This is a genomic window from Stenotrophomonas maltophilia group sp. LNF247, from assembly GCF_054083135.1.
In genome coordinates this window covers 252,169-266,055 of record NZ_JBSRQL010000001.1, presented here as the reverse complement: position 1 = coordinate 266,055, position 13,887 = coordinate 252,169, and the positions used below count along the sequence as shown (strand labels likewise).

Here is a 13,887-nt window from a genome sequence, read left to right as displayed (position 1 = left end):
TACGGGGTGGCGTGGAGGAGCCATCAGCCGCGCTGCAGCGGCGTGATGGCATCAAGATGACTGAGGAAGCGTGCGTAGGCCCGTGCATAGGCATCGCTGCGGTCCGGATCCGGGCGCGCGGAGAGCGTGGGATCGACGGTGACGTGCCGTGCGGTGATGTCGCTGATCGAAGTGGCGTTGCCCTGCGCCCTGGCGAGCGACCACAGCGCCTGTAGCGCCGCTCCAAACGCCGCGCCTTCGGCCTGCACCGGGACCTCCACGGGCAGGCCGAACACATCGGCCACCAGTTGACGCCAGGCAGCGCTGTTGCTGCCACCGCCGGTGAGCACGATGCGATCAAACTGCATGCCCGCGCGGACGAAGGCGTCGTAGCCGTACCTCAGGCTGTAGGTCGCGCCCTCCATGGCGGCGCGGTAGAGGTGCGCCGGAGTGAAGTTGGCGGTGTCCAGGCCGGCCAGCACACCCTTGCCGAGCGGCAGGTCCGGCGTACGCTCGCCATTGAGGAAGGGCAGCATCACCAGCCCGCCTGCTCCCGGTGGCGTCGCGCGCAGGTGCGCATCGCCGTCGCGAGTGCTGAAGCCGAAGGCACGGGCCACCTGTTCGGTCGCCACGGTGCAGTTCATGGTGCAGATCAGCGGCAGCCATCCTCCCGTGGACGAGCAGAACGCGGCCCAGGCGCCGTTCGCGTCGATCACCGGCGCGCTGGAATAGGCAAACAGCGTTCCAGACGTTCCCAGGCTCATCGCCAGGCGGCCTTCGGTGACGCAGCCAGTGCCGATCGCGGCCATCATGTTGTCGCCGCCGCCAACGGCCACCTTCACCGCCGCTGCAAGCCCGAGCGCGGCCGCGGCCTTCGGCGCGATATCAAACAGGGCGTCGGGTGCGGCGATCGGCGGCAGGCAGGCGGCAAGATCACGATCAGGATCGGTGGCGCGCAGCAGTTCCTGCGACCAGGTGCGTGTGCGCACGTCCAGCCAGCCGGTTCCGGACGCATCGCCAAGCTCGCAGAACCGCTGCCCGGTCAACACGAAATTCAGGTAGTCGTGTGGCAGCAGGATGGTCGCCAGCCGCGCATAGGCGTCGGCACGGTGGATCCGGGTCCAGGGCAGCTTGGACGCTGTGTAGCCGGCCAGGATCGGGTTGCCCGCCAGCGCGATGGTCCGTTGGAATCCGCCCACGGCGTCCATGATCTGGATGCATTCGGCCGAGGTGCTGGTGTCGCACCACAGCTTGGCCGGCGCCAGTACCTCGCCAGCATCATCAACCGGCACGAACCCATGCTGCTGCCCCGATACCGCCAGTGCGACGATGCGAGCGCGCAGCGAGGGGTCGATCCTGGCAAAGCAGTCGCGCAGGGCCGACACCCAGTCGGGAGGCGCCTGTTCACGGCTGCCGTCGGCACCGCTGTCCAGCGTGAGCGGCGCGCTGGTGACGGCGGCCACCGCTTGCGCCTGCGGGTCGTAGACCAGCACCTTCAGGCTCTGCGTCCCTGCATCGATCCCTGCAACCAGACCCATCGAAACCGCCTCCGATCAACAAAAAGGTAGCGCTAACATTCCGTGGACTCAAAAAGGGGGCGTGCTGTCCGGCCCCCTCGTTGCCACCGCATGCGTCATCGCCTGCGGTGTTCCCGCACTGTAACCAGCTGCAGCAGAAAAAGCGTGCTGCAACGCAAAACCCTGCTATGCGTTTGCTGCCGTCGAACGCCACACGTCAACGCCGGACCTGCAGTACTGCGCGATGAACTCCGCCTGGGTCGGCATCCGCGCCGCGGCGTGATGCACGGGCTGTTGGATGCCCTTCAACAGGGTGCGCAGATCGGCGTCACTCACCGCCCGCGCCAGCGGATGCGGCGGGCCTGGCGGAATGCCCTGCCCGAGCAGCACGCTGGTCCAGGACTCGATGCGGAACAGCTCGCCGGGGTCCTGCCAGGCGTGCGCACGCTCGCGCCACGCCTGCAACCGCTGCTGCAGCGATCCGGGCACGCTCATCTCGCGACACGCCTTCCACATCGGTTCGGTGCGCTGCGTTGCGTGATAGTGCAGGATGATGAAGTCGCGCACGTGCTCCATTTCCTGGTGGCTGACATCGTTGTACAACTGCACCAGCGACGCACGGATGCCGTCGAACGGGAACAACTGGATCAGGCGCACCACCGCGCTGATCGTCAGATGGATGCTGGTCGACTCCAGCGGTTCGATGAAACCGCTGGCCAGCCCGAGCGACACCACGTTGCTGTTCCAGGCCTTCAGCCGGCGCCCGCTGCGGAACGGCACGTTCCATGGGTCGCGCAAAGGTGGAGCCCCTGCATCGCGCAGCAGTTTCGCGGCGGCCTCGTCATCAGACAGATGGCGGCTGTCATACACCAGCCCACAGCCAACGCGGTGCTGCAGCGCGATGTGCCAGCGCCACCCCGCCTCGTGGGCGATCGCCCGGGTATAGGGCACCGGCGGCGCCACCGCTTCGGTCTGCACCGCCACGGCCCGGTCGCACGGAAGCCATTCGTGCCAGTCCTCGTAGCCGGTGCCCAGCGCCTGCTCGATCAGCAGGCCACGGAACCCCGTGCAGTCGATGAACAGATCGCCCTCGATCACCTGGCCGTCGTCCAGTACCAGCGCCTGAACCGAGCCGTCGTGCGCGTGCTGCCTGACCTGGGCGATCCTGCCTTCGATCCGGCGCAGGCCGTTGGCCTCGGCCCTGCGGCGCAGGAACCGCGCATACAGGCTGGCATCGAAGTGATACGCATAGCTGGCCTGCGGCTGGGTGTGCAGCGAGAAGCGGTCGCCGCGCGACGCGATGCTCTCCAGGCAGAAGTCGCCCAGGTCCGAGGGCATGCCGCGGCGCAGGCTGTCCAGCCAGAAGTGATGGAAGGGAGCCGCCCAGGTGCCATGGCCGATGGTGCCGAACGGATGGAAGAAGCGATCCCCCGGCAGCCGCCAGTTCTCGAACGAGATCGACAGCTTGAAGGTGCCGGCCACCGCGCGCAGGAACTCCTGCTCGTCAATCTGCAGGAAGCGATGAAAGGTGCGGATCGGCGGCACGGTGGACTCACCGACGCCGACCGTGCCGATCTGCTCGGACTCGACCAGCGTGATCTGCAGCTGGTCACGGAACTGATGCGCCAGCGCGCAGCCGGCCAGCCATCCCGCTGTACCGCCACCGGCAATGACCACCTTGCGGATGCGCCCTGCAGGCGTGCTCTCGGTATCCAACGCGGTGCCCTCTCTCAACGGTTGAGCCTGCCCAGCAGCATCGCGCGCATGCGGCGGGCGCGCTGCTCGTCGAACGGTGCCAGATCTCCGCGCGCGGGGTCAGGCAGGTGCTGCCCCGCGCGCTCGCCGGGGCCGAATACGTAGTAACGGAAGAGCCCTTCCCAGGCCTGCTTCTCACGCGCTGGCAGGTCGCGCACGGACCACATCGCGTGCTGCAGCGCCGCCAGCGGCGACCCCAGCCAGGCCGGCGAGCTTCGCCACCAGTAGTTCACCAGCACGTTGAACGGCTCCAGGCTGCGTACATGGTGCCACCACATGCTGGGAATGAAGATCGCATCGCCGGGTCCAAGTACCGCGCTGCGTGCATGTGCCAGTGCCTCGCGGAAACGTGGATGCCGATCGAAGTCGGGGCGCTCGAAGTCCACCACGCTGACCACCTGTCCGCCCGGCGTGGGATCGAGCGGGCCCGGATAGAGGTTGTCGATCTGGGCGGGCGGGAACAGCGTGAACTCGCGCTGCCCCACCGCGCAGCAGGCGAGGTTGTCGGGTGTGTCGAAATGGCACGAGGCCGTCACCCGGTTGCCGATCCAGATGCTGGCGGTGGCGTCGATGCCCTGCTTCGCCAGCCCGGCGTCGTTGGCCTGCGCGAATGCCGGCAGCAGTGCACGCTCGATCGGCAGCGAGGCCACGTAATAGGTTGGCGGCCGAGGCGCATGCAGCGTCGTGGCGATCTCTTCCAGCACCTGGGCCAGACCGCCACGCCGCACTTCGAAGTTCAGCCGGGTGAAGTCCGCGCTGTAGAACGGGCGGCCCGCGATCTCGGGACCGCCGAACGAGTACTGGATGGGCGCACCCGCATCGACGCTGCACAGGTACACCATCGCGTCGTGCACGCCGCCCAGTCCGGCCTGGACCAGTGGCCAACCGCTGGCGATGCCGCGCAGTACGACCGGCTCACCGGCGTCCACCAGGTCAGCCAATGGCAACGCGGCAGGATCGATGCCTTCCAGGATCCGCATCGGCAGGCTGGCGTGCACCGGTCAGTTCCTGACCGCCTGCGCGGTGCCGTCCTGGACGCGGAGGCGGCGCTGCTTCTCGGCGATCAGGCGGCGCATGTTATGCAGCGAGGCTAGCATCAGGTACGCACCTTCCAGGTAACCTGCGCGGTTCAACGCAGCCAGGCGCGAACTGTCCAGCGCCGCCAGGCGCTCGCGGTCGACGCCGTGCAATCCGCTCACGCTCACCCGGTGATGCGACGCGAGCTGCACATCAAGCGTGACCGGCTGGATGAGCCCGCAGTCGTCGAGCATCGCGAACATTGCGGCCGCGTACGCGCTGCCCTCGTGGATGCCGCGCAGCACGCCGGCGATGTGGTCCAGGTAGGGCGTGTTGCCGCCCTGCGGCAGGAACACCGGCTCACCGGCGCCGGCGGTGACGCGCGGATGGTCCAGGTCCACGTGCATCACCGCATCCTGGGTGAGCAGGCCATCCACGTAGTGCTCCTGGAACCCGATCAGGAACGGCCCTTTGGCGGCCGCACCAGGCAGGTAGGAGGCATTCCAGCGCCCGTCCTGCAGGAACAGGTTCTCGTGTTGTTCGAAACCCAGCAGGGCCACGGACTGCCACGCTTCTGACCCGGTTTCCCTGCGCAGGAAGATCGGATACTCACGCTGCAGTTCAGCGAACTCGCTGGGATAGGCCGGCACCATGCCCACCGCATCGCCGAACTGCGGCCCGAATCCGGTGGCGACCGTCAGGTCCCGATGCGCGATGTTGTTGAGCATTTCGTAGCGGGCCATCAGGGTATCCAGTCCAATGCGGGTTGCTGGCCGGCAGGGTAGCGCAGGCGCGACAGGTGCGGCGACACCGTCCCGGCACGGCACCGCTGGCGGGCAGCGGTGCCGTGCCGGACGCATCGGCAACCAGGTTCAGAACTTGTAGCGGACGCCCAGCATGTAGCGCGGGCTCTGGTCTGCCAGCTTGACGATCATCTGCGACGTGCGCGAGCGCCACCGCACATCCTCACCGGTCAGGTTGATCGCCTCCAGGCTGAAGGACCAGTGGTCATCGAGCGCGTAGTTGACGCTGAGATCCCACTGCTCGTACGGCTCCACATAGTACGGATTGCGGCTGGAGCCCTGGTTGGCCAGGATCAGGTACTGATCGCGCCAGTTCCATGCCAGTCGCACCGACCATCCGTACTTCTCGTACATCAGCATGGCGTTGGCGGTGTCGCTCAGGCCGGTGAGCGAGAATTGGTCGATACCCGGATCGCCGCCGTTGTTGTAGCCGACATCACCTTTCACCACCGTGTAGTTGGCCAGTACGCCGAACCCGGTGTCACCGAAGAAGTACTGCCCGCCCAGCTCCCAGCCGTGCAACTTGGACTTGTTCTGGTTGATCGGGCGATTGACGTTGAACTGGTACAGCGGATCGTTGGCCTGCCCATACAGATCGTAGGCCGCTTCGGTAGCCAGAACCTGCGCATCGGTTCCGTTGTAGGCGCCCAGGCCAGCAGGATTGTTGCGCAGCAACGCCAGTGCGGTGAACAGCGAGGTGTCGTTGGCCGAGCAGGCGGCCGCATTGGCCGGCCCGACCTGGGCGACGCAGGCGCCGCTGGTCAGGAAGTCCAACGCCGCCCGTGCATCCGGCCCGGAGGTGGGGTCGGTGAGGCCGTACAGGCTTTCCTGGACGACGGTGTTGCCGATGAAGTTGCTGACCGACTTGTTCCAGTAGGTCAATGACACATAGCTGGCATCGGCGAAGTACCACTCCAGCCCCAGGTCGAGGTTGTCCGATTCCAGCGGCTTCAGGCTCGGGTTCTGGGAATTGCCGCTGGCGCGCGAGGAGGGATCGATCAGCACCGAGCCGAACGGCTGCTGGGCCCCGGGTCCCGCATAGAGATTGCCGTACGGCGCGCGGGCGATGCTCTTGCCGAACGAAACGCGTCCCTTCAGCTCCTCGGTGAGGTCGATGCTGAAATCAAGGTTGGGCAGGATGTAGCTGTACCGCGCCTTCTCCGTGAAGGGCTGCTGCTCATCGGACAGCACGATGCGGAAATCGTTGTTGGCCTGCCACTCGATGGATTCGGGAACGGCAATGACCGAGGTCGACACCACGTCGGTGGTTTCATAGCGCACGCCCAGGCGGGTGTTGGTGCGCATGCCGCCCAGCTCCCCGTCCAGTTCCACCTGGAAGTACGCCGCCTTGGTCTTCTCTTCCACGAAGTTGTCGGCCGCGCGTTGCGGGTTCACGCCCAGGCCGACGCCGTACTCGCCCGATGCCCATTGCGCGAGCTGTCCGGCATTGCCGCGCCAGGCCGGCCAGCTGTTGGCACTGTAGTCGTCGAACAGGCCCACGATGCTGACCGGCTGCAGCAGGTCCATCAGGCCCGCGGCGGTATCCCGGTCCACGTTGGCCACGCCCCAGTCACCCAGGGTGGAGTAGGCCTCGGCGGCCTGGATGCGGTGGGTGGTGGACTTGTTGGTGTCCACGCCGAACTGGAAGCGGCCGTGGTCGAAGTTCCATTCGCCATCGACGCGCGCCTGCTTGATCTCGCTGATCTGGGTCTGCGCGTTGACGCGCAGCACCTGCGTGCCAACCTCGCCTTCCTGGAAGCCCGGGTTGACCACGCCATTGGTCCCGGCGACCGCATCGGCGGTGCTGGGATACCAGACCTGGGTGCCAACCGGCAGGCCATTGTTGAAGTTCAATTCCTGCACCCAGGAGCCGCCACAATGCGGGCCACGGGTGCAGTTGTTGGTGCCGGCGATGCTCATGAAGATCGAACCACCGCCGGTCAGCGGATCATTCGGGCGGCTCTCGTTCTTCGAGTTGTGCGCATCGAAGCTGAGCTTGAAGCGGTCGCTGACATTCCAGACGGCGTTGAAGCCCAGCGAGCCCAGCTTGTACTCCTGCATGCTGCGCTGCTGTTCCAGGCCGAAATCCTTGGTGCCGGCGATTTCACGGATGTAGACCGGCGTCGCGACGGCGCCACTGGTGTCGAACTCGACGTTGGTGTAGTTGCTGTTCTGCAGCCACATGCCCTGCTCACCACGATTCTCGGTGATTTCGTTGGTCGAGTAGGTGTAATCCACGGTCAGGGTCAGGCTGTCCGTCGGTGCGAACTGCAGCACGGCCTGGCCGTTGACGCGTTCGCGTTCGAATTCGGAGAACGCGTAGCGCAGGTCGTTGGGCCGCGCGTAAAGCTGGCCGACGGCCGGGGCATTGACCACGGTCGGGTTGCCCGGCATCGACCCTGTCCACGGCTGCACGTTCCAGTAGTTCTCCGTGGCCTGCACCGAGCCACCCTTGCGCTTCTGCTGGCTCGCGCTGAGGCTGACGCCAAAGGTCTTTTCCGGATTGCTGTAGCTGAAGATGCCCGACAGCTCCGGTGTCAGGTCATTATCGAACGGCTGGCTCTGGTCGGAGACCAGCTTCGCCCCGGCGTTGGCCACGATGCCGGCGTGATCGAGCGGGCGCGAGGTCAGGATATTGATCGTCGCGCCGATGCCACCGCTGGGCACCTGTGCCTGGCTGGTCTTGTAGACCTCGATGCCATTGATGGCCTCGGCGGCCAGCTGCGCGAAATTGAAGGCGCGGGTGCCGCCGTCGACACCGCCGATGGCGACCTGTCCAGAGGCACCGAATGCATCGGCACCCGGCATCTGCCGACCGTTGAGCGTGACCATGTTGAACTGGGGGCCGAAGCCACGCGCGGTCACCTGCGCACCCTCGCCGTCACGGCGCTCGATGGAGATGCCGGTGATGCGCTGCAACGATTCGGCAAGATTGGTATCGGGGAACTTGCCGATGTCCTCGGCGCTGATGGCGTCGACCACGCCCGCCGAGTCGCGCTTGATGTCCATGGCCTGGCTCAGGCTGTTGCGTATGCCCGTGACCTGCACTGCATCGAGCTGGGTGGGCTGCGACTGGCTCTGCGGCTGCTGCCCGGTCGCCGGTGCTGCGTCCTGCGCAAAGGCAGGATTGATGACCAGGGCGCCACCCACGAAGGTGAACATGGCCCGGGACCGGAACTTCGCCAATGCGCGGCTCATGAGCCGGACCTCGGGGCCAGGGTGCCGCGGAAACTGCAAGTGCTCATGAAAGTCCCCTCTGACATACGATCGAATGGATGTACCGCCCCCTCCCAGGGGCACGCACGGGCGTGGCCCGCATTCCAAACCGAACAGCACGGGTGCTCGGGCACACCGCGACTTACACTTGCTTTTCAAGCCTGCCAGGACAAACACGCGGCAAAGAAGGCAGCCCCTGGACCTTGGATCCCCGTCCGACTGGTAGCGCTACCATCGCGTTGCAGCGGAGAGTAATCACCCCGGTTCGCGCTTGTCACCATGCAGCGCAGCAAACCAGCAGCGCGCGGCACAGCTCATGACCCGGCTGCTGCTGCATCCGGTCAGGCGCACCCGACGTAGGAAGGATGCCCGCACTTGCGGGTCATCCAGAAAGGAACGCACCGTGAACGCTCTTCAGCGCATCGCCGCCGCAGTCGGCTTCGCCCTACTCGTTTCGTCCGGCTCCTCAGTTTTCGCCGCCAACGCCGTCATCGTGGGCGGGGCAGAGATGTACCCCACCAGGACCATCGTCGAGAACGCCGTCAATTCCAAGGATCACACCACCCTCGTTGCAGCGGTCAAAGCAGCCGGCCTGGTCGACACCCTCAACGGCGCCGGGCCCTTCACTGTTTTCGCGCCCACCAATGCGGCCTTCGACAAATTGCCTGCAGGCACTGTCGATACGCTGGTGAAGCCGGAAAACAAGGCACAGCTGACCCGGATCCTGACCTACCACGTCGTCCCGGGCAGCTACAGTTCGGCGCAGCTTCTGGCCGATGCCCGCAAGCACGGCGGCAAGGCCACCCTCAAGACCGTGCAGGGTGAGCCTCTCACCGTGGCGCTCCACGATGGCAAGCTCTGGATCATCGACGCAAAGGGTGGCAAGGCAGGCATCAGCACTGCAGATGTCAGCCAGTCCAACGGCGTCATCCACGTGGTCGACACCGTGCTGATGCCCAAGTAGGCGTCCTCATGCAACGGGCATCCGGCGCGATGCCCGTTGCCCGGGCCGGTCATGCCGCCGTCAACATGCGGATGCGCGGCCGGCATGGCGTAGTGGCTACCACACCGGTCCCAGCAGCTTCGTCACTTCGGCCTCCAGTTTCTGCGCGGCCTCGTCCTGGGAGGCGACCTTGATGCACAACCCCGACTGTGCCGGTCCCGGCACCAGCTGGTAGCGGTTGATGGTGCCGCCACCTTCACCGTCCAGCGCTACCCGCGCCACTACCGTTCGGCCATTGGCGTGGAAGGTCCAGTCCTGATAATCAAACATGCTTCAGTAGGTGTGCGGCCAAGATGTCATCCCACTTTAGGCAGCACGACAGTGAAGAACGCTCCAGGAAGATGTTCAGCGCGTGTGGACATGATGACGACAGGGCCTATTGCAGTGTCCGCGCCAACTGCAGGACATCGGCGAAGAAGGAGGGATAGTCGTCCTGTGGAGCGTTGTGGCTCTCGCGCCGGTGGATCAGGCGCACTGCGACGACACGCTGTTCCGGAACGATCATCAGGTATTGGCCCAGGTAGCCGTTGGCGGCAAAGCCGACGACCGGCCCCCGTGTGATGTCGTAGAGATCGGCAAGCTTCAGCCCTCGCGCGGAGATCTGGCTGCCGTAGCGCTGGGACCAGTCCGCGCCCAGTTGATCGGCGAGGAAGGCGACCAGCGTGCTGCGGCTTTCGAATACTCGCCCTGCGCTGGCCTGCAGTGCGCGCTGTACGTCGTCGTCCACGCCCCTTTTCACCAGCAGATCCCGTAGCCGGGGCTTGAGCTGGTAGCGTTCCCAGGCCGGTATCCGCCACCACAGCAGCCCAACATCTGGCGCACGGGCGCTTTCGGTCGTCATCAACGCGACCGACTGCTCACTCAGGAGACGTTTGCCATCCGGCGCCACGCCTCCGTCCAGCAACAGTTGCCCGATGGCGGCAAGATCGGCCGCGCGCAGGGACAGCCCGGCCATGCCCAGCGGGGTGCCTGCCTCATCCTTCATCCAGGTGTAGTGGGCAATGCCCAGGGGCTTGAACAGGCGCGCGTCCAGATAGGCATCCAGCGGCTCGCCTGCCAGGCGCTCGACAATACCGGGCAGCAGGTTGGTGGCCTTGTTGTTGTAGGAGAACACGGCACCCGGGGCATCGCTCAGCTCGGCGGCCAGTGCCAGCCTGACCAGGTCCGGGGCCCCTTCCAGCTCTTCGCCCGCGTTCGCCACGTTCTGCAGGCCCGAGGTATGGTCCAGCAGCATGCGCACGGTAATGGCGCGCTTCCTGCCCTGCTTCCATTCGGGATAGATCTGGCTGACCGGCGTATCGATCGAAGCCAGCTTTCCTTCGTCCAGCAGCAACGCAATGGCCAGCGCGACGACCGACTTGGTGGCCGACATCAGGTGAACGGATTCCTGCCCGGCGGCGGGCTTCAGCTCAAGCAGCGTCTCCCGGTCGTGCATCACCAGGACCGCATCGGAATGCGCGCCGCGCGCGTTGCGCTCGATCGCGGCAAGGGCTTCGGCACGCGTCGCCGCTTGGGTGGGCCCGGCGATGCCGAACACCAGGGCCAGGGCGCAGGACAACCAGCAGGATCTTGGCATCGCAATCTCGTCCAATGAGTGTGTGTGCAGCTTGCCTACATGTGTAGTCACACTGCAGTGCCTGAAGTCATGCCGTGCTTGAGTGCTGAAGGTGGGCTGGCGCCGCCCCGGCCCACCTGCAGCGCGGTCGACTGCAGCGGTCGCCATGCCGCGCCGCACGGTATGATGCGGCGACCCCGGAACCTGCGATGATTGCAGCGGCCGCCCATCCGCTGATCGCGCGCGCCAGGCCCCCCTGCGCCGGGGTCGCTGAAGGTGCCGCTGAAGCCCCACTCCATGCTCGCCCCCCAAGCCCCCCTCGTGATCTGGGCAGCGGTCGCCGTTGCCACCATCGGCCTGCTCTTCCGTCCTTTCCGCATCCCCGAATATGTGTGGGCGTTGGGCGCTGCCGCCCTGTTGCCGTTGCTGGGCGCGGTGTCGCTGCACACCGCATGGGGCGCGGTGACCGAAGGCCGCGACGTCTACCTCTTCCTGGTCGGCATGATGATGCTGGCCGAACTGGCGCGGCGCGAAGGCCTGTTCGATTGGGTGGCGTTGTACGCGGTCCGGCATGCGGGCGGATCGGGGCGACGCCTGTTCGACCTGGTATTCCTGGTCGGCACGCTGGTGACGGTGTTCCTGTCCAACGATGCAACGGCCGTGGTGTTGACCCCGGCGGTCTACGCCGCCTGCAAGGCGGCGCGCGCCAATCCCCTGCCCTACCTGTTCGTCTGTGCATTCATTGCCAATGCGGCCAGCTTCGTGCTGCCCATTTCCAATCCGGCCAACCTGGTGGTGTACGGCCAGCACATGCCGCCGCTGCTGCAGTGGCTGGCGCAGTTCGCGCTGCCGTCGGCAGCGGCGATCGGTGCCACCTACCTGGTCCTGCGCTGGGTGCACCGGCGCGAGATCGCCCAGCCGCTGGTTGCCGCGCCGGCACATCGCCCGTTGACCGACGGCGGCCGGCTGAGCGCACTGGGCGTGCTGTTCACCGGCACCGTGTTGCTGGTCACGTCCGCCTTGAACGGGCCATTGGGCCTGACCACGTTCTGCGCGGGCACGCTGAGTGTGGCGGTGGTGGCGATCCGCCAGCGGCGCAGCCCGCTGCCACTGCTGCGCCACGTGTCCTGGGGCGTGCTGCCGCTGGTGGCGGGACTGTTCGTGCTGGTGGAAGCGGTGGCACAGACCGGTGTCATCCAGAGCGCGGCCAGCGCACTGCAGGCCGTGGCGCAGGCATCTCCCCGCCAGGCCAGCTGGCTGGCCGGTGGCGCGGCCGCGCTGCTGAGCAACGTAGCCAACAATCTGCCGGTCGGCCTGGCCGCCGGTTCGCTGGGCCAGATGGCCGACCTGCCCGCGCAGACCCGTGCCGCATTGCTGGTCGGCGTGGATCTGGGACCCAACCTGTCGGTCACCGGTTCGCTGGCGACGATGCTGTGGCTGGTGGCGCTGCGCCGCGAGGGCGAGCATGTCAGCGCGCTCGACTTCCTGCGCGTCGGCGCGCTGGTGATGCCGCCTGCACTCATCGCTGCGTTGTTGCTGCTGTGACCAGAATGCAGGCGGCGGCCCGGCCCTAGAAGGCCAACTGCAGACGGGTATTGAAGGTGGTGCCTTCATCCCTGCCCGCAGCACTGCCGCTGCGGTGGCGGGTCTGCCAGCGCACGGCTTCGAACATCACCCGGCTGAAATCGTTGAGGTACCAGTTCGCGCCCAGTGTCCACGCGTGGCCGGTACCACCACTGGGCAGTTCGGCATAGTCCACGTCCTCATAGCGGCCCTTCAGCTCCCACGCGCCACTGCCGCCGCGCGTCACCGGATCGGCCACCTTTACCTTGCCCCACGTGCCGGCCTTGCCCGAGTAGGACGGCAGCGCGCCCGCCAGGAACCAGCCAGCGGAGATCGCCCACGCCTCGTGGTCGCGATCATAGCGCCCGCCGGCATCGGCCCCGCGCAGGCTTCGCGTACCCCACTCGCCGGTTGCCCACGCTGGGCCGAGAAAGCCGGCCAGTTCCGCACCGTAGGCGGTGCTGCGCTCGGCGCCCACCAGCGTGCCCGGTGTGATCCTGACCAGATCGTTGAAATGCCCCGCGATGGCCGAACTGCGCACCACGCCGGTGGCCCCGGTGGGAATCTTCTCGTGGAAGGCCCATGCGCCCAGATGCACCGTGGCGTCGGCAGTGTCCAGCGGATTCCAGTGGACGCGGGTGGCCCAGGTCTGGCTGTCGTTGTCGGTGCCGGCGTTGTTGAGGTCGTTGCCGGCTACCGACAGGCTGGCATGCCAGCCCTTTCCATACACCCGCTCGGTGAGCCCGACACCGAACAGGCCGCGCTGCGGCAGCATCAGCGTGCCGACCACGTTGCGGTCCTGGAACGGCGTGTTGGACGTGCTGCTGGAGCCGTCGATACCCCGGTCGTTGAGGCGGTTGCCCACGGTCAGGTCGGCCGGCAGCCCGAACAGGCGGTGGTCCACGGTGGCGTAGACCGACTTCCACGCCACCGCGTTGTCGGCGAAGTCACCTTCCACCGCCCAGCCGAGGATACCGTAGCGGCCTTCGGCGCCCAGCCGCACCGAGCGGATCTCGGTACCGGAGATATTGCGGTCACTCACTGAGGATCCGTCGGTGCTGGATGCGTCGACGAACAGGCGTCCGCGCGGACGGAACGCCACGGCGCCATCGGCACTGCTGAACTCCGGCGCACCCTTGGCCCAGGAGACCTTCGGCAGTCTGGACTGGCTGGTTTCCAGTGCGGCCACCCGCGTTTCCAGCGCAGGCGGGGGCGGCGTTGACGGTGCGCCCGCACTGCCCTGCCCGCCCTCCACGGCACGCAGGCGCGCCTCCAACTGCTGGATCTGCAGTGCCTGCTGCTGCACCAGGCGTGACAGCTCAGCCTGGCTCAGCGGCGCGGGCAGCGAGGACGGGGACTGTGCGTCGGCATGGCCACTGGCCAACAGCAGGCCGAGCGCGACCGGCAGCGCTGCCAGCGGCAGCACGGTGGAAGGGTTCATGGGCTCTCTCTCCGGCCAGCCGGCCCCCTGGCCCGGCG

Annotated in this window: 10 protein-coding genes; 2 read left to right on the top strand and 8 right to left on the bottom strand. The window is 66.7% G+C overall.

The features are described 5' to 3' along the window. Nucleotides 1–23: 23 nt before the first annotated feature. The 5 genes from xylB to ACTXG9_RS01180 all read right to left on the bottom strand — a co-directional run bounded on the left by xylB (nt 24) and on the right by ACTXG9_RS01180 (nt 8,269). Entirely contained in the window at nt 24–1,517 is a 1,494-nt protein-coding gene (gene xylB / locus ACTXG9_RS01200; RefSeq protein ID WP_111098457.1) for a xylulokinase, read from the bottom strand. A gap of 165 nt (nt 1,518–1,682) precedes the next feature. After that, nucleotides 1,683–3,212 (bottom strand): tryptophan halogenase family protein, encoded by a 1,530-nt coding sequence (locus tag ACTXG9_RS01195; RefSeq protein ID WP_456115492.1) that lies wholly within the window; start codon nt 3,210–3,212, stop codon nt 1,683–1,685. A 14-nt stretch (nt 3,213–3,226) separates the two neighbouring features. Continuing rightward, a complete protein-coding gene (locus ACTXG9_RS01190) occupies nt 3,227–4,249 on the bottom strand; it encodes a cupin-like domain-containing protein (protein ID WP_111101946.1) in 1,023 nt (340 codons plus the stop codon). 3 nt (nt 4,250–4,252) lie between these two features. Then, nucleotides 4,253–5,011 carry a SapC family protein gene (locus tag ACTXG9_RS01185; RefSeq protein ID WP_188249891.1) on the bottom strand — a complete coding sequence of 253 codons (759 nt, stop codon included), beginning with the start codon at nt 5,009–5,011 and terminating at the stop codon, nt 4,253–4,255. A 129-nt stretch (nt 5,012–5,140) separates the two neighbouring features. After that, the gene (locus ACTXG9_RS01180; protein WP_031269491.1) at nt 5,141–8,269 is read right to left on the bottom strand and encodes a TonB-dependent receptor; all 3,129 of its coding nucleotides are present in this window, start codon (nt 8,267–8,269) and stop codon (nt 5,141–5,143) included. Nucleotides 8,270–8,690: 421 nt separating this feature from the next. On the opposite strand from ACTXG9_RS01180, the gene ACTXG9_RS01175 reads away from it, so the two are divergent. After that, complete coding sequence (locus tag ACTXG9_RS01175; RefSeq protein WP_111101944.1) at nt 8,691–9,251, top strand: fasciclin domain-containing protein; 561 nt, start codon at nt 8,691–8,693, stop codon at nt 9,249–9,251. A 96-nt stretch (nt 9,252–9,347) separates the two neighbouring features. Here ACTXG9_RS01175 and ACTXG9_RS01170 read toward each other — a convergent pair whose 3' ends face one another. Together ACTXG9_RS01170 and ACTXG9_RS01165 are read right to left on the bottom strand one after the other, a co-directional pair. Further along, nucleotides 9,348–9,560, bottom strand: coding sequence for a hypothetical protein (locus ACTXG9_RS01170; RefSeq protein WP_010485683.1), 213 nt, complete (start codon nt 9,558–9,560; stop codon nt 9,348–9,350). Nucleotides 9,561–9,666: 106 nt separating this feature from the next. Next, on the bottom strand, nt 9,667–10,848 hold the full coding sequence (locus ACTXG9_RS01165) for a serine hydrolase domain-containing protein (protein WP_456115491.1): 1,182 nt from the start codon (nt 10,846–10,848) through the stop codon (nt 9,667–9,669). A 294-nt stretch (nt 10,849–11,142) separates the two neighbouring features. Here ACTXG9_RS01165 and ACTXG9_RS01160 point away from each other — a divergent pair, with 294 nt between their 5' ends. Beyond that, nucleotides 11,143–12,390 carry an arsenic transporter gene (locus ACTXG9_RS01160; protein WP_188249889.1) on the top strand — a complete coding sequence of 416 codons (1,248 nt, stop codon included), beginning with the start codon at nt 11,143–11,145 and terminating at the stop codon, nt 12,388–12,390. A gap of 25 nt (nt 12,391–12,415) precedes the next feature. On the opposite strand, the gene ACTXG9_RS01155 is transcribed toward ACTXG9_RS01160, so the two are convergent. Next, nucleotides 12,416–13,849, bottom strand: coding sequence for a porin (locus tag ACTXG9_RS01155; protein ID WP_197575026.1), 1,434 nt, complete (start codon nt 13,847–13,849; stop codon nt 12,416–12,418). Nucleotides 13,850–13,887 lie beyond the last annotated feature (38 nt).